The organism is Ensifer sp. EB106-03-01-XG145 (genome assembly GCF_058792075.1).
Genome location: NZ_JBYTEC010000006.1, coordinates 116,034 through 131,858, shown reverse-complemented (window position 1 = coordinate 131,858; position 15,825 = coordinate 116,034). Strand labels below are relative to the sequence as shown.

At 62.1% G+C, this 15,825-nt stretch carries 12 protein-coding genes; 8 read left to right on the top strand and 4 right to left on the bottom strand.

Annotated features, from left to right (window positions below; translation table 11 throughout):
* The first annotated feature begins 51 nt into the window (after nucleotides 1–51).
* The 5 genes from AC3WWH_RS16785 (at nucleotide 52) to AC3WWH_RS16765 (ending at nucleotide 7,507) form a co-directional block, all read left to right on the top strand.
* Nucleotides 52–1,200, top strand: a complete 1,149-nt coding sequence (locus tag AC3WWH_RS16785; RefSeq protein WP_058321161.1) for a hypothetical protein — start codon at nucleotides 52–54, stop codon at nucleotides 1,198–1,200.
* Nucleotides 1,201–1,202: 2 nt separating this feature from the next.
* Nucleotides 1,203–3,122 carry an AAA family ATPase gene (locus tag AC3WWH_RS16780; protein ID WP_058321160.1) on the top strand — a complete coding sequence of 640 codons (1,920 nt, stop codon included), beginning with the start codon at nucleotides 1,203–1,205 and terminating at the stop codon, nucleotides 3,120–3,122.
* A 16-nt stretch (nucleotides 3,123–3,138) separates the two neighbouring features.
* Nucleotides 3,139–4,428, top strand: coding sequence for a DUF6638 family protein (locus tag AC3WWH_RS16775; protein ID WP_058321159.1), 1,290 nt, complete (start codon nucleotides 3,139–3,141; stop codon nucleotides 4,426–4,428).
* A 3-nt stretch (nucleotides 4,429–4,431) separates the two neighbouring features.
* Complete coding sequence (locus AC3WWH_RS16770) at nucleotides 4,432–5,655, top strand: DUF2333 family protein (RefSeq protein ID WP_057253042.1); 1,224 nt, start codon at nucleotides 4,432–4,434, stop codon at nucleotides 5,653–5,655.
* 172 nt (nucleotides 5,656–5,827) lie between these two features.
* Entirely contained in the window at nucleotides 5,828–7,507 is a 1,680-nt protein-coding gene (locus tag AC3WWH_RS16765; protein ID WP_058321158.1) for a formate--tetrahydrofolate ligase, read from the top strand.
* Between the two features lie 99 nt (nucleotides 7,508–7,606).
* Here the strand turns inward: AC3WWH_RS16765 and AC3WWH_RS16760 are convergent, their stop codons facing one another.
* Nucleotides 7,607–8,116 carry a DUF1993 domain-containing protein gene (locus tag AC3WWH_RS16760; protein ID WP_058321157.1) on the bottom strand — a complete coding sequence of 170 codons (510 nt, stop codon included), beginning with the start codon at nucleotides 8,114–8,116 and terminating at the stop codon, nucleotides 7,607–7,609.
* Between the two features lie 243 nt (nucleotides 8,117–8,359).
* Between AC3WWH_RS16760 and AC3WWH_RS16755 the strand changes: the two genes are divergently transcribed.
* Nucleotides 8,360–8,812 (top strand): thioesterase domain-containing protein, encoded by a 453-nt coding sequence (locus tag AC3WWH_RS16755; protein ID WP_058321197.1) that lies wholly within the window; start codon nucleotides 8,360–8,362, stop codon nucleotides 8,810–8,812.
* A gap of 30 nt (nucleotides 8,813–8,842) precedes the next feature.
* Here the strand turns inward: AC3WWH_RS16755 and AC3WWH_RS16750 are convergent, their stop codons facing one another.
* Nucleotides 8,843–9,763: an extensin-like domain-containing protein gene (locus AC3WWH_RS16750; protein WP_058321156.1), complete on the bottom strand. Its 921-nt coding sequence runs from the start codon at nucleotides 9,761–9,763 to the stop codon at nucleotides 8,843–8,845.
* Between the two features lie 399 nt (nucleotides 9,764–10,162).
* Here AC3WWH_RS16750 and AC3WWH_RS16745 point away from each other — a divergent pair, with 399 nt between their 5' ends.
* Nucleotides 10,163–12,268: a TonB-dependent receptor domain-containing protein gene (locus AC3WWH_RS16745; RefSeq protein WP_058321155.1), complete on the top strand. Its 2,106-nt coding sequence runs from the start codon at nucleotides 10,163–10,165 to the stop codon at nucleotides 12,266–12,268.
* 10 nt (nucleotides 12,269–12,278) lie between these two features.
* Here the strand turns inward: AC3WWH_RS16745 and AC3WWH_RS16740 are convergent, their stop codons facing one another.
* Nucleotides 12,279–12,506 (bottom strand): hypothetical protein, encoded by a 228-nt coding sequence (locus AC3WWH_RS16740; RefSeq protein WP_156433013.1) that lies wholly within the window; start codon nucleotides 12,504–12,506, stop codon nucleotides 12,279–12,281.
* 41 nt (nucleotides 12,507–12,547) lie between these two features.
* Here AC3WWH_RS16740 and AC3WWH_RS16735 point away from each other — a divergent pair, with 41 nt between their 5' ends.
* On the top strand, nucleotides 12,548–14,737 hold the full coding sequence (locus AC3WWH_RS16735; RefSeq protein WP_058321154.1) for an anthranilate synthase: 2,190 nt from the start codon (nucleotides 12,548–12,550) through the stop codon (nucleotides 14,735–14,737).
* A gap of 97 nt (nucleotides 14,738–14,834) precedes the next feature.
* Here AC3WWH_RS16735 and AC3WWH_RS16730 read toward each other — a convergent pair whose 3' ends face one another.
* Nucleotides 14,835–15,761, bottom strand: coding sequence for a LysR family transcriptional regulator (locus tag AC3WWH_RS16730; protein WP_058321153.1), 927 nt, complete (start codon nucleotides 15,759–15,761; stop codon nucleotides 14,835–14,837).
* Between the last annotated feature and the right edge of the window lie 64 nt (nucleotides 15,762–15,825).

Genomic DNA, 15,825 nt, shown 5'->3' with positions numbered 1-15,825 from the left:
GCGAATGATCGGAACCGAGTTTGCCGTCTGGCACGCGCCACGGGGATTTGCATGAAAGTCGCGGCTTCATCCGCTGTCGCACAATATTTCGCGTCGATCCACGCCGCACTCGCCGGGCTCGAACTCTTTCTCGGCGACCGCAACTCGCCGCTCTATCGCAACACCGTCGTCGGCGAAGTGATCGTCCCCTATCTCGGCCGGTTGAAGGCGTCGATCGACTGCTGGGAGAACCGCATCGGCTTCGTCGATCAGTTCCGGATCTCGCGCGCCGAAAGCGGTTTTCCGGTGTTCCAGAACGTGCTGGAACTGGAGAACGATCGCCAGACGGCGGCAAAGCGCCTCGCCGACATTCCCACGGCCGATGCGCTGAGGGACGAGATGGTCGATTTCATCCTCCGTCAGAAGGCCTTTCCCGAGGCGTTGCAGACGCGCATGGCCGAGCGGCTCTATCTGGAGCAGATCGGCAAGGGTGAGATCTTCTCGCCCTTTATCTTGCCGGAGACCATCCGCGTCGCCGTCAATTCCAAGACGATGCGTCCCTATTACATCGTGAGCTGGGGCGCCTTCGACGGCGCCAATACCCTGCCGATGGTCTACATGGCGACGATCGAGGATTCCTCCGAGAAGATCGTCGAGATGCTGGTGACCGAGGACGGCAAGCTCAATCCGCAGGTCGAGATCCCGTTGCCGGTTGGTGGTTTGCTCAATCCAGATCTCGCCAGCCGCTTCGACGATTTCGCCTCCAAGAACAGCAGCTATTCGCTGACCCCGGTGACGATCGCGACCAATCTCGACAAGGATTTTGACGAGCTCCATCCGAAGCAGCTGCGCCGCATCGTGCTCGGCCCGTTCTATTCTGCCGGGGTCACCGAGAACAATGCGCGCATCAACGACATCCTCTCCAAGGTGCGAAAGACCGAGAATGCCTGGCTTCTGACCTGGACCGTGCAGGAGGTCTTCTCCAAGGCCGAAAGGCCCGCCAAACGCGGCTTCTGGTCATCGACGCCGGCGCAGGAGGAGTTCCACATCGATACCGCCAATCTGGAAGCGGCGCGCATGGGTGTCTCCTCCTACGAGAAGCACGCGCTGGTGCCGCACGACGCCTATCAGGCGCTCTATGCCGCCGGCGAGGCCGAACAGGTGTTCGGCGACTACAAGGTCCACGTCATTTCCGGCAACCAGGTCGTAAGCGAGGTTTGACGATGACACTCAATACGGGGCTGACGACGCTGCACGAGGACGACATCGCCAAGCATCAGGCGGTGGCGCAGGGGCTGGTGACGAAGCTCATCATTCTGGAGCGCGAGGATGCATCCGCCGGGACGACGCTTGCCGGCACCGGCCGCCGCTTCGTCTCGACGGTTTCGACCGGTGGCCAGCGGCGCACACGCGAAGTCGAGCTGACCAAGACCATTCAGTCAGTGCGCCAAGGCGATCCGATGTTGTCGCCGGCCCAGCACGCCGTGCTTTATCGCACACGCCGCGGTATTCAGGTGGCGCTCGCCGTGGCCGACGTCTTTGCGCGGCAGACAAACCTCGAGCAACTGCAGGCGAAAAACGCCACATCGCCGCTCGGAGGAGATGAGGCCAACCAGTTCAAGGCGCTGCTTTCGGCGTCTGCCTATGTCGCCGCGTTTACGCTTGCCGCCTATCTCGGCTCGACGCTTTCAGGTGAGGGCGAGCCGGTGGACGATGCGGTCGAGCCCGACTTTCTGTTCGACACGCCGCAGGACGCATTGAAGAGCCTCATCTCGGCGCTCGACCGCGGCATTGCCGGGGCGCCTGACGATCTGGCGCTGACCGCCCGGGCGCGCGCCTTTTCGCGCGTGGCAGTCGAGGGGTTGATCGCGCGCAAGGCGCGGTTCACTGGACTGCAGAGCTTCGAGACCGTGCATATCCGGCTCGACCAGGACGATTTCACGCTGAACGGCTTCGATGTCGCACCGGGCCAGAAGCGCAAGCCGCTGGTGATGACCTTCAAGAAGCCCGAGGAGATCATCGGCAACCACATTGCCAAGTACCAGGCGTTGAAGCTTGCCAAGATGCTGATGGCCTATGACTTCGACCGGCAGATGAACCCCTTCGTCGAGCTTGGCGGCTTCCTCTTCACCTTCATCGGCGACGGCATGCCGGGCACCGGCAAGACGATCCTGATCCAGATGCTCGCCGGCATGCTCAACGAATATTGCGAGATTGCCGGCTACGCCTTCCATTACGAGAATTTCGGCGTTGACCAGATCTCCTCCTATCAGGGCAAATCGGGCCAGAACTGCAAGGAGTTCGTCAACAACGTCATCAACCCGCGCGCGATCGGCTTCGGCACGATCGACGATGTCGACCAGGTGGCGGCGAAGCGCTCCGATGATCGCGCTTCCGCCGGCCAGCATGAGGTGACGGCGGTGCTGATGGAGAGCTTCGCCGGTGCTTCGACGGTGGTGCGCGGCAACTGCACCTTCGGCATGTTCTCCAACTATCCCGAGAATGTCGACGATGCGCTGCGCCAGCGCGCCGGCGCCCGTTGGCTGGTCGACGGGCCGCAGACGGAAGACGACTATGTCGACATCTTCGCGCTGCTCGTTGGCAAGAACCACAAGATCCCGCTCGGCGAACACCAATTGTTCGAGGGGCAGGAGATCAAGCGGGCCGTGTCGCAATCCTATGCCGAGCACGCGCGGCCGAAGGAGGATGGCCTCATCGCCGTCTGGGAGCGTTACCAGAAGGAACGGGGCGCGCTCGCCTCGCTCGCCGATGTCGGCGCCTATCTGCACATGATCAAGGAGGCCGAGCCGCGCTTTACCGGCCGCGCGATCAAGAACATCACCGACGCGATCAAGCTGCGCGCCATGGATGTCGAGCTGCCGGATGACTGGTTCAGGGATGCCGGCTCGTTCATGCACAAGAGCTACGACGAGAAGAAAGCGATGATCGAGGCGCTACGCGGCCCGATCACCATCGACATGGTGCTGCAGGAGATCAACCGCTACGCCGACAGCGAATTCCGCTACACCGACAAATCCGACGATGCCGCCGTCACCGACATCATCCGCCGCGAGCGCCAGCGCGAAAAGGCGATCCGCGAGATCGAGGCGATGAAGCGCGACGGCCGGTGGCAGGGGTTATGATGGGAAGAGCTGACCGATGAAACGCTTGCTCGAAGCCGAGCTCATCTATGGACGGCTGCTCGATGTCTCCGAGCCGCACCTGATCGCGCGTTACAACAAGGCACTCGAAGGCTTCGGCCTGCGCCCGACGGCGTTGACGGCGTTCAGCATCGACATGACCGGGTTTTCGCCCGAAATCGCTGACGAACTGGGTGACCGTGATTATCTCGATCCGAACCGGGTCAACCGCCGGTTCATCATCATGACACCGGATCAGGCGGAGCTGCCGGTCGTGCATACGAGCTTCTCCAATACGGCGGCGCTGATGCACGAATTCTTCAACGCCAACGGCCGCGCGATCAATGCGATCACGATCAAGGACGCGCTCTACGGCGAGATCGAGGATTCGGTTTCGGTCGTCGATGACATCGACGACCTGCTGTCGATCAACGAGGTGCGTTTCCGGGTGCTGTCGGCCGAGGACATGCTCGGCAAGGCCGCCGAACTCAGGGGCCTCGTCGACCGGCTGAAGAAAGTGCCGACGGCCTGGGCCGACGACGAGATGCTGAACCGCATGGTCGAGCTTGCCAAGCTCACCGGCGATATCCGCCAGAATGCGCTGGTGCCGGACCAGCTCGTCTTCCGCCACGAAGCCTTCTGGGCCAATCATTTCGGGGGCGTCTATGTCTTTCTCGACGACAAGACGACGACCGTGATCTGCGACCCCTCGGTCCCCGGCTTCCGCCGCTCGCGGCCATGGCAGGTCAGCTATATCGCCATCAACGATCATGCCCGGATCTACGACTTCCTCGCCTCGACCAAGCGGCTGCAATTGCCACAGGCGTCCTGGGTGGAGGAGTCGGGGCTCTATCAGCACCGGGCCGACATGATCGTGCGCGGGCTGATCGACGACATTGACCCGACGGCCGATCTCGCCAATGCCGACCGGATCTGGCTGCAGACCTGGATGCACCGCAATGCGGCTGTCGTCGCGAGGGACGGGGCCTATCCGTTCCTGCAGGAGATGATCCGCATGGTTGCCGCGACCGGCACGATCAAGATGCAGGACGTGGCGCCGGCGAACCGCTTCATGCTGGTGCGCGCAGCACCCACCCATCCCGACCAGTGGCTGGTCAACCGACTGATTTCCCAGCTCGTGCCCCGCGATTTCGTCTCGCGCTTCGTCTTCGACAAGCAGGGTTTCTACGACGCCTACGAGCGCTATGGCGAAAGCTTCAAGGCCTATGTTGTGGCGACGCTGACGGGTTCATATCTCAAGGACAAGGCGGCCTTCCGCCACAAGCTTTACGGCCTCAGAGAGGAATAGGACATGTTCGATCCGATCGTTGCGTTTTTCCAGCGGGTCTTTACCGCGATCGGCCGCGGCATAGGTCTCGCCGTTGCCTGGCTGCTCTGGCCGTTCGTCGCGGCCGGTAACTGGTATCGGCAGCGGAGCTGGATCATCAAAGGACCAATCGGCATCGTTCTGCTCGGCCTCATCTTCCTCTACGGCTATTTCATCTGGCAGACGCAGGCCTGGACGAACTTCGATCCTGACTATGTCGAGCGTTACAAGCTGGCCGAGCACAAGGTGCCGGCGGGCTCGCCGAAGAGCGGCCCGGGTGCGACGACGGGCCAATCGACGACCGGTGCGGCGGCAACCAACCTTGCGGCGGCGGCTGCACCGCAGACCGAATCGACACCGGAGGCGCTGGCGGTGGTGCAATTGCCTGCCGGTACCGTGTGCCAGACCTCGGCAATCGTCGATGTCGCCGCCGACCTTATCGATTACAATGTCAACGAGAATGCGTGGATATCGTCGATGCTGCTCTACAAGCTCGGTTTCTTCGGGCTTGACTGGGACGACACGCCCTGGCTCGACAACAAGGCGTCGTTCCAGCGCGGCATCAACCAGGCGGTGCGCCGCACCTCGGTCGAACTGGTCGATTCGCTTGGTCGCGTGCGCGGCACGTCCGGCATCAACAGCGACCTGCAGAGTGCGCGCGGCAATATCCAGTTCGATGAGGAGACCTGGTATTTCGGCCTGAACCCGTTTGGCCCGAAGACGCCGACGCCGAGCTTCTACCGGGCGGCGATGAAGGACCTCAGGGCCTTCAACATCTCGCTCGGCAAATGCGAAGCGATCTTCGACGGCCGCTCCGACAACCTCGTCGAATTCCTCGACCGTGTTGCCAACGATCTCGGCAACACCTCGGCGATCATTCGCGAACGGTCGGAAAACCACAATGGCGGCTGGTTCGACACGCGCGCCGACGACCGCTTCTGGTTCGCCTATGGCCAGCTCTACGGTTATTACGGCATTCTGTCGGCCGCCGGCGCCGACTTCGACAACGTCGTTGCCCAGCGCGGCCTGACGCCGATCTGGACGGAAACGATCAAGCAACTGCGCGCCGCATTGCGCATCCAGCCGCTGATCATCTCCAACGGCGAGGAGGCCGGCTGGATCATGCCGACGCATCTGGCGACGATGGGCTTCTATACGCTGAGGGTACGCTCGAACATCGTCGAAATGCGCGATATCCTCGCCCGATAGGGCTGAACGGCAAGGTGGCGCCTGAACTTCCGGGCGCTGCCGCAGACCTTACTTGAGTTAAAGCGGGATGCGGGCCGAAAGCCGCAGACACGTTTCCTCATCTCGCTCCGGCATCGCGAACTGCGCCTTGAAAGGCGTGGATGAAAACGAGACCCTGGGGAGGGGACATGTCATGACCGAGGTTAAGTCCGATATCGAGATTGCGCGTGCGGCGAAGAAAAAGCCGATCCTGGAGATAGGGGCGGCACTCGGCATCCCGGCGGAAGATCTGCTGCCCTACGGCCACGACAAGGCTAAGATCGGGGCCGATTTCATCGCCCGCCAGCGCGAAAAGAAAAACGGCCACCTGATCCTGGTGACGGCGATCAATCCGACGCCGGCCGGCGAAGGCAAGACGACGACGACGGTCGGCCTCGGCGACGGGCTCAACCGTATCGGCAAGAAGGCGATCGTCTGCATCCGCGAGGCGTCGCTCGGCCCCTGCTTCGGCATCAAGGGCGGAGCCGCCGGCGGCGGTTACGCACAGGTGGTGCCCATGGAGGACATGAACCTCCATTTCACCGGCGATTTCCACGCCATTACTTCAGCGCACAATCTGCTCGCGGCGCTGCTCGACAATCACATCTACTGGGGCAACGAGCAGAACGTCGACATCCGCCGCATCGCCTGGCGTCGCGTTATGGACATGAACGACCGGGCACTGCGCAGCATTGTCGGACCGCTCGGTGGTGTCGCGAATGGTTATCCGCGCGAGACCGGTTTCGACATCACCGTTGCATCCGAGGTCATGGCCATCCTCTGCCTGGCAACCGATCTGAAGGATCTCGAGAAGCGCCTCGGCAATATCATCGTCGGCAACCGACGCGACAAGAGCCCGGTGTTTGCGCGCGACATCAAGGCCGATGGCGCGATGGCGGTGCTGCTCAAGGACGCGATGCAGCCGAACCTAGTGCAGACATTGGAAAACAATCCCGCCTTCGTGCATGGCGGTCCCTTCGCCAACATCGCCCATGGCTGCAATTCGGTGATCGCGACGACGACGGCGCTGAAGCTCGCCGACTATGTCGTGACGGAAGCCGGCTTCGGCGCCGATCTCGGTGCGGAAAAATTCTTCGACATTAAGTGCCGCAAGGCGGGGCTGAAGCCCGATGCCGCGGTGATCGTCGCCACCGTCAGGGCGATCAAGATGAATGGCGGCGTCAAGAAGGACGATCTCGGCAAGGAAAACCTGGAGGCCCTGCGCAAGGGCTGCGCCAACCTTGGCCGGCATGTACAGAACGTTAAGAAGTTCGGCGTTCCCGCGATCGTCGCGATCAACCACTTCACCTCCGACACCGAGGCCGAGATTCAGGCGATCAAGGACTATGTGACGACACTCGGTGCCGACGCCGTGCTCTGCCGGCATTGGGCCGAGGGGTCGGCGGGAATCGAAGAACTGGCGCGCAAGGTGGCGGATCTGGCCGAGGGCGGCCATTCGCAGTTCTCGCCGCTCTATCCGGATGACATGCCGCTCTTCCACAAGATCGAGACAATCGCCAAGGACATCTATCATGCGAGCGAAGTGATCGCCGACAAGTCGGTGCGCGATCAACTGCACACCTGGGAGAACCAGGGCTATGGCCACCTGCCGATCTGCATGGCCAAGACACAATATTCCTTCTCGACCGACCCGAACCTGCGCGGCGCGCCGAGCGGCCATGCGGTGCCGATCCGCGAGGTGCGACTTGCGGCCGGCGCCGGTTTTATCGTGGTCATCACCGGCGAGATCATGACCATGCCCGGCCTTCCCAAAGTGCCGTCGTCGGAGAAGATCTTCCTGAACGAGCGGGGTTACATCGAGGGGCTGTTCTAGAGCGACCGACTGGCCTGATCAAAACAACGCCGCGCGTCCTTCGGGATGCGCGGCGTTGTCGTGTTTTGCATTCCTTTATCTTTGCTTCCAGAATGGAAGTTAGGCAGTGAGGCTGAGGAAGTCGGCCTTGCCGATCGAGACGCCCTTGTGACGCAGGATGTCGTAGGCCGTCGTCAGGTGGAAATAGAAGTTTGGCAGAACGAATCTCAGCAGATACTCTTCGCCCGTGAGCGTCACTTTCAGGGTCGGGAAGTTGAGGACGACCTCGCGGCTGCCGCTATCCTCCAGGTCGACGGGGCGCACAATTTCAAGAAAAGCAACCGTGTTGGCGATGCGCTGACGCAGTTCGTCCAGGGTCTTTTCCTCGTCCGGAAAACGGGGAACCTCGATCGAAGTCAGGCGCCCGACCAGACCCTTGCTCGTGTCGCTCACTCGCTGCACCTGGCCGGCAAGCGTCAGCATGTCCGGCGCCAGCCGGGCAATGACGAGATCATCAGGGGAGATGCCGTTGTCGCGCGCATGAGCCTCGGCCTTGTCGAGCAGTTTGGTGAGCACACCAAGACCGCGAATGAATGCGGGAATGGAGAGCTGGTAGATCGTCAATGCCATGACACATTTCCTTGAGACTGGGCGCAAAACGGGTGGATTTTCCTCATGCCTGTATTTGGGAGCCGGGGTGCCGTCCTGCAAGGCGCGCCGACCGGTATCTTTGTGGTTATGAGGCTGGCCGGAGGCGACTGAACGCGGGCCTGCGGCACTGGCCAGGACATGGGGTCTCGTGCATTGATCGGAGGCGACCTTTGCGCGACACGCAAGGCGTACGCCACTGTAGCAGACACAATGGACACCGCGATGACGCCCCAGGATTTGCAGACCTATCTTCACGCCCATATCCCGCTTTCGGCGGCGATGCAGGTTCATGTAGAGGAGGTAGCGGAAGACCATATCCTGCTCTCGGCGCCCCTGGCACCCAACATCAATCACCGCGAAACGGTGTTCGGCGGCAGCGCCTCGGCGCTATCGATCCTGTCGGCGTGGTCGCTCTTGCATGTGCGGTTGCGCAAAAGCGGCGTGGCTGCGCGCCTGGTGATCCAGAGCAACCGCATGGACTATCTAAAGCCGGTGGCCGGTGCCTTTTCGGCTCGCTCGTCGCTAGCGAATGCCGGGCAGTGGCCGAGCTTTCTGCGATTGCTCGAACGGCGGGGCAGGGCGCGGGCCGTGGTCGTTGCCGACCTGCTTGACGGTGGAGAGGTGGCCGGGCGTTTCGAGGGCGAGTTTGTCGCCCTCGGCTATAGCAATGACTGAGTTGCGGCGACCGGGCCAGGTGATCCCCGCCTAGCGGCAATAGCGATAGTCGTTGCGCCGATCGATCACGTCGAGATGCAGGTGGGTTTCGTGGGCTGCGTCGCTGCCGGGATCGAGCACAGTCTTGAAATACAGGCAGGCGGAGGCGGTGACCGCGCGCTGGAAGGCGCCGTCCATCGTGCCATCCTCGTCGCGCGGCTGGATGGCGATCGTCGTTCCGTCGCTCAAGCGGAAGGACGCGATGTCGACGGCGTTGCCGTGGGCATGTTCGGAGATCTTGCCTGACGTTGCATTGTTGCGCAGGCGGCAGATATAGGTCGACGCCTGGTTCAGCGCCTTGATCTTGATGTTCTTGTCGAAGGCGACCTCGGCAGCCGGCTGGGCGGCTTCCTTTGTCCAGCGTGCCAGCGCCAGCGCCGTTTCGCACCGCATCACTCCCTTGGGCGCGAGCGTAACGTCGGGCAGAATGCTGGTGACCTCCAGTGGCTTGTCGATGCCGCAGCCCTTGCCGTCGTCGATGCGCTTGGCTTCGACAAACGTCGCGCCAACCGCTTTCAGGTCGGTAAGGCACTTGGCATATTCGGCAGCATTCTCCGTCTCGACCGGTGGATAGACGATTGGCGCCGGCGCTGGCTCGGCATCCTTCTTCTCGTCCGCGCGCTGGTCCTTTTCGTCCGCCGGCGGCTTCTTGTCCTTTGTCGATTGCTCGTCTCCATCCGCCTGCTTCGGCTGCGGAACGGGCTGTTCGCCGTTGGCTGCCGTCGGCCCTTTCTCCGTCGCGCCCTTGCCGTCGTCCGCCGGTGCCGCCGGCTTCTTGTCGGGTGTGGGAACAGCCTCTTCCGCTCCTGCATCCGTCGGCGGCTTTTCTATCGGGATGGGGCCGTGTTTCGGCAGGCTGGCGCCCGTCAGGATCAGGAGTGACAGCAGGATCAAGGGGAAAGAGCGACGCATCCAGTACCTTTCTCACTGCCCGCGCGGCGGGCTTTGAGCGGAGGGAACGCGCAGAACCGGATCTGGTTTCATGAGATCGCGATGTTTTGGTTGGAATCGACCAAATCATAAACGTGACCGATTCCAATAAATTAGAGCGGGATGCGGGCGGAAGGCCGCATGCACTTTTCCTCGTCCGCTCCAACTCTCCGGCAAAAGCGTTGCAGTTCGGCAACGCCTCGAATTGGCACGACCCCACAAATTGTGGGGAGTATCTTTGTATGTTGACAATTATACTCATGTTTTTTATGCGGCATAAATGAGGCGACGACATGTCGCAACGCCCAGAACGCGCCCAGCCAGCCCCTTGAGTTTGCCGCTCAACAGCAAGCCCGGCCTCGAACCTCAAAGGATTGGTCCATGCTCACCCGGCATCGTCGCCAGGCCCTGTTGGCTTGCACGACAACTCTTGCAATTTCAGTCGCTACCGTCGCATTCGCCCAGAGTTCGACAAACCAGGCAAAGCCGGAAGAGAAAAAGGCTGAGGAGACCAAGAAGGGCGAAACCTATCTGTCGCCGATCGTTGCCAAGGGCTCGCGCACCGCTGACCCCTATGCCAAGGCCGGCCCGTTCAGCGTCGTCACGTCCGACCAGATCGACCTGCAATCCGGTCTCGAGACCGACGACCTGCTGCGCGGCGTTCCCGGCACGTCGACCGCCAACAACCCGCAGAACCCGGGCGTCGCCGTCAACATCCGCGGCTTCGAGGGTTCCGGCCGCGTCAACATGATGATCGACGGTGTGCGCCAGAACTTCCGCTTCACCGGCCATGAAGCCCAGGGCCTTGCCTATTTCGATCCGGCATTCCTTTCCGAGATCGACGTCATCCGCGGTGCCGTCACCGGTGTCGGCGGCGGTGCTTTGGCCGGTTCGGTCAACTTCAAGACCTACGACGTCGAAGACCTGATCCAGGACGGCAAGAACTACGGCGGCATCGCTTCTGCCACCTACGGCAGCAACGAGGCCGGCTGGTCGGAATCTTTGATCGGTGCCTATCGTTTCTACGACGTCTTCTCGGTGCTCGGCGGCATCAGCAAGGCTGATCCCGGCAACTACGACAACGGCAACGGCGTAACGGTGCCTTACACCGAGGAAGACCTGCTTTCCGGCCTGTTGAAGTTCGAGGTGACTCCGGATCAGGACCACACCTTCAAGCTCACCGGCATCACCTATGACAACGACTTCTTCGCGAACTCCTACTTCCAGAACGTGAAGAACCAGACCGTTTCGGCCAGCTATTCCTACACGCCGGACAACGAACTCATCGATTTCCGGGCCAATGCCTATTGGAACCGGCTGAAGATGAAGTACGACACCGATGTTCGCGGTGGCGGCTCGGCGGCCGGTCGCCGCATCACCGACACGGGCAAGGGCTTCGATATCTCGAACACCTCGCTGTTCGATCTCGGTGAGGTTGCCGTCCGGGCGAACTACGGCGTCGAATATTTCCGCGACGACTACGACGTCATCAACAGCGCGGCGCGGCCGGGCGGCGGTGTCAACGGCAGCGGCACCAATGCCACGACCGGCGTCTTCAGCAACACGACCTTCACCTACGGCATCGTCGACCTGACGGCCGGCCTGCGGTGGGATCACTTCAGCCTCGATGGCTCCGGCGCCGTGGTGCGAGGCAACCCGATCGGCCTGCCGGCGGGTCCCTACACGGTCGACAAGTCCGACGGCCGTCTCAATCCGAGCGTCACGGTCGCGCTCAACCCGACGGACTGGTTCCAGCCCTACGTGACCTACGCCGAGACCTCACGCTCGCCGACCGTCAACGAGACCTTCGCCGGTGGCACGCACCCGGGTACGAGCGGCCAGTCGTTCTTCCCCAATCCGTTCCTCGAGCCTGAAATCTCGAAGGGCTGGGAAATCGGTGCGAACTTCACCTTCGACGGGCTGCTCGATCCCAGCGACAGCCTGCGTGTGAAGGCGAACTACTTCCACAACCGCATCGACAACTACATCACCGCAGCGCTGCTGGGTGGCGGTCGCCAGATCTTCTTCGTCAACAATCCCGGCACTTCGACGGTGCAGGGCTTCGAACTCCAGGCGGCTTACGATGCCGGCTATGTCTTCGGTGATCTCGCCTACACCTACACCGACAGCAACTTGCCTTCGCAGGTCAATGGATTCGGTGTCCAGAGCTACCTGCCTGACAACATCATCAGCGCAACGCTCGGTGCGCGCTTCCTCGAAGACCAGCGCCTGACGGTCGGCACGCGGCTCTATGCCGTGTCGAACGCATTCGTCGGCGAGATCAACCGCACGCCGCCGAACGTTCCGGGCTATGGCCTCGTCGACCTCTTCGCGAACTACAAGTTCGAGAACGGCTTCGAGGTGACGGCGACGGTGACGAACCTGTTCGACAAGACCTACACGCCGTCGTCGAGCACGATTGCAGGCAGCACGATCGATACGGGCCGCGGTCGCACCTTCCTGGTTACGGCGAAGGCGAAGTTCTGATAGGATCAGATCAACTCCAGTCGGGCGGCTCGCAAGAGCCGCCTCTTTTTTTGATCGATCCGTGATATCCGGCGCGGCTTTCCCGCTTGCGCAAGGCATCAACCCACGCTAACACTTTCGCCCATGGAAAATGCACGCAACATTTCGACTTGGTGGTGGGCTCGCTGAAGCGGCCTTGACCAGTCATGCGTGATTGAGAGATGAAGCCGCCCGGAGATTTCGAGGCGGCTTTTTTCATGTTGGGCCGCTCAAGGACCGGGCTTTTACGGAGCGAGGCGAATGGCAACGGTAATTCTCGAGGGCGGAGCGGAGAGCTACACCACCAAAGGCGGCATCGTGGTGACGCGCAGGCGACGCGAAGCCTCCTATACGCAGGCGATCGCGAGCTATGTGGACAAGCTCGATGAACGCCGCGGCGCGGTGTTTTCTTCCAACTATGAATATCCCGGCCGCTACACCCGTTGGGACACGGCCGTCGTCGATCCGCCGCTCGGCATTTCCTCGTTCGGCCGCGCGCTCTGGATCGAAGCCTATAACGACCGTGGCGAAGTGCTGCTGTCGATCATCGCCGAGCACCTGAAGACAGTAGCGGACATCACCCTCGGCGCCTCGACCAGCCGCCGCCTCGATCTGACGATCAATCAGCCTGACCGCGTCTTCACCGAGGAAGAGCGCTCGAAGATGCCGACGGTGTTCAGCGTGCTGCGCGCCGTCACCAATCTCTTCCATTCGGCCGAGGACGCGAGCCTCGGCCTTTATGGCGCCTTCGGCTACGATCTCGCCTTCCAGTTCGACGCGATCGACCTGAAGCTCAAGCGTCCCGACGACCAGCGCGACATGGTGCTGTTCCTGCCGGACGAGATCCTCGTCGTCGACCACTATGCCGCCAAGGCCTGGATCGACCGCTACGATTTCGCCAAGGATGGCAAGACGACCGAAGGCAAGGCGGACGAGATCGCGAGCGAACCATTCCAGACAGTCGACAGCATCCCGCCGCATGGCGACCATCGCCCCGGCGAATATGCCGAGCTCGTCGTCAAGGCGAAGGAGAGCTTCCGCCGTGGCGATCTGTTCGAAGTGGTGCCCGGCCAGAAGTTCTTCGAGCGCTGCGAGAGCAAGCCTTCGGAAATCTCCAATCGGCTGAAGGCGATCAATCCGTCGCCCTATTCCTTCTTCATCAATCTCGGAAACCAGGAATATCTCGTCGGCGCTTCGCCGGAAATGTTCGTTCGCGTTTCCGGCCGCCGCATCGAGACCTGCCCGATCTCGGGTACGATCAAGCGCGGCGACGACCCGATCGCCGACAGCGAGCAGATTCTGAAGCTCTTGAATTCCAAGAAGGACGAATCCGAGCTCACCATGTGCTCGGACGTCGACCGCAACGACAAGAGCCGCGTCTGCGTGCCCGGCTCGGTCAAGGTCATCGGCCGCCGCCAGATCGAGATGTATTCGCGGCTGATCCACACGGTCGACCATATCGAAGGACGCCTGCGCGACGACATGGATGCCTTCGACGGCTTCCTGAGCCATGCCTGGGCGGTGACGGTCACCGGTGCGCCGAAGCTCTGGGCCATGCGCTTCATCGAAAGCCATGAGAAGAGCCCGCGCGCATGGTATGGTGGCGCGATCGGCATGGTCGGCTTCAACGGCGACATGAACACGGGCCTGACGCTGCGCACGATCCGCATCAAGGACGGCATCGCCGAGGTCAGGGCAGGGGCGACGCTGCTCTACGATTCAAACCCGGAAGAAGAAGAAGCCGAAACCGAACTGAAGGCCTCCGCCATGATCGCTGCCATTCGCGACGCGAAATCCGCCAACGCCGGCAAGGCAAGCCGCGACGTTGCGGCGGTCGGCGCCGGCGTCAACATCCTGCTCGTCGATCACGAAGACAGCTTCGTTCATACGCTGGCGAACTATTTCCGCCAGACGGGGGCAACCGTCACGACGGTGCGCACGCCGGTGGCGGAAGAGATCTTCGATCGCGTCAAGCCGGATCTCGTCGTGCTTTCGCCAGGACCCGGCAATCCGAAAGATTTCGACTGCAGGGCAACGATCAAGAAGGCGCGGGCCCGCGAACTGCCGATTTTCGGCGTCTGCCTCGGTCTGCAGGCGCTTGCCGAAGCCTATGGCGGGGACCTGCGCCAACTCGCGATCCCGATGCACGGCAAGCCGTCGCGCATCCGCGTGCTGGAACCGGGCATCGTCTTCTCCGGTCTCGGCAAGGAAGTGACCGTCGGGCGCTACCACTCGATCTTCGCCGATCCGTCGAGCTTGCCTAACGACTTCATGATTACAGCTGAAAGCGAAGACGGCACGATCATGGGTATCGAGCACACCAAGGAACCGGTGGCTGCAGTGCAGTTTCACCCGGAATCGATCATGACGCTTGGCGGCGACGCCGGCATGCGGATGATCGAGAACGTCGTGGCGCATCTTGCCAAGCGCGCCAAGATCAAGGCCGCCTGAGCATTCCCGCATTCGGGCGATGCTGACGTTGGGAAGATCTTGACGATATTGAAGAACCAAGGGGCCGCTTCCGTCATGGAGGTGGCCCTTTTTGTTCCTACCGTGTCGCCTGAATGGCTGGCGCGCGCTCGCAGCGATCGGCAAAAAGCCGCTCGCCCAGGAAATCGACGAACACGCGCACCTTTGGCGATAGATGGCGGTTTGACAGCCAGAGGAGGTGAAACTGTCCGGGAGCGTCGAGATAGGCGTCGAGCACCGTGCGGAGCCGGCCGTCACTGAGTGGCTGGCGCGCGAGGAAATCCGGCAGGCAGCCGATGCCGAGACCGCTGAGGACGGCGCCGCTGAGCGCCTCCATGTTGTTGCTGGTGAGCACGGTCTTGATCTGCGGTCCGGGTCCGTCTGAGGGCATGGCGATCGGCCATTCCTGCAGCTTCCGGCTGTTGGGAAAACGGAAGCGGATCGCATGGTGCCCGTCGAGGTCACGCGGGCATTCGGGTGTGCCGTGCCGATCGAGATAGGCGGGGGCGGCGCAGAGCAGAAGCTGGAACGGTCGCAGCGCCCGGGTCATCAGCCGGGAATCCGGCAGCACGCCGCTGCGGACGGCGACGTCGACTTCCTCGTCGATCAGATCGACGATGCGATCGTTGAAGTCGAGGTCGAGCTCGATTTCGGGGTGGCGCCGCACGAACTCCGGCAGCACCGGCAGCAGCAAATGGTAGCTGACGATCGGCACGCTGACGCGCAACCGACCGCGTGGAACGGCCACGGCCTCGGCCAATGAGGCTTCGGCATCGTCGAGGTCGTCGAGGATGCGGCGGCAGCGCTCGTGAAAGAGGCGTCCCTCCTCGGTCAGCCGGATACTACGGGTCGAGCGCTGCAGCAGGCGCACGCCGAGCTGCTTTTCGAGAGCAGTGACTGCCTTGCCGACCGCGGAGGCGGACAGGCCGAGCACGCGCCCGGCCGCGACGAAGCTGCCGAGATCGGCGGTGCGCACGAAGGCGGTCAATCCACTCAGGCGATCCATTGCTGACTTCCTATTCGAGCGTTCTGTTCCGGTATGCCTGTCCTCTTGGCACAATTCTCAGCCG

Bases quoted from the DNA above. Each gene is read 5' to 3' on its own strand.
- AC3WWH_RS16745 (WP_058321155.1), top strand. From the start codon at position 10,163: ATGCTCACCCGGCATCGTCGCCAGGCCCTGTTGGCTTGCACGACAACT.
- AC3WWH_RS16740 (WP_156433013.1), bottom strand. From the start codon at position 12,506: ATGAAAAAAGCCGCCTCGAAATCTCCGGGCGGCTTCATCTCTCAATCA.
- AC3WWH_RS16775 (WP_058321159.1), top strand. From the start codon at position 3,139: ATGAAACGCTTGCTCGAAGCCGAGCTCATCTATGGACGGCTGCTCGAT.
- AC3WWH_RS16780 (WP_058321160.1), top strand. From the start codon at position 1,203: ATGACACTCAATACGGGGCTGACGACGCTGCACGAGGACGACATCGCC.
- AC3WWH_RS16785 (WP_058321161.1), top strand. From the start codon at position 52: ATGAAAGTCGCGGCTTCATCCGCTGTCGCACAATATTTCGCGTCGATC.
- AC3WWH_RS16730 (WP_058321153.1), bottom strand. From the start codon at position 15,761: ATGGATCGCCTGAGTGGATTGACCGCCTTCGTGCGCACCGCCGATCTC.
- AC3WWH_RS16755 (WP_058321197.1), top strand. From the start codon at position 8,360: ATGACGCCCCAGGATTTGCAGACCTATCTTCACGCCCATATCCCGCTT.
- AC3WWH_RS16760 (WP_058321157.1), bottom strand. From the start codon at position 8,116: ATGGCATTGACGATCTACCAGCTCTCCATTCCCGCATTCATTCGCGGT.
- AC3WWH_RS16750 (WP_058321156.1), bottom strand. From the start codon at position 9,763: ATGCGTCGCTCTTTCCCCTTGATCCTGCTGTCACTCCTGATCCTGACG.
- AC3WWH_RS16735 (WP_058321154.1), top strand. From the start codon at position 12,548: ATGGCAACGGTAATTCTCGAGGGCGGAGCGGAGAGCTACACCACCAAA.
- AC3WWH_RS16765 (WP_058321158.1), top strand. From the start codon at position 5,828: ATGACCGAGGTTAAGTCCGATATCGAGATTGCGCGTGCGGCGAAGAAA.
- AC3WWH_RS16770 (WP_057253042.1), top strand. From the start codon at position 4,432: ATGTTCGATCCGATCGTTGCGTTTTTCCAGCGGGTCTTTACCGCGATC.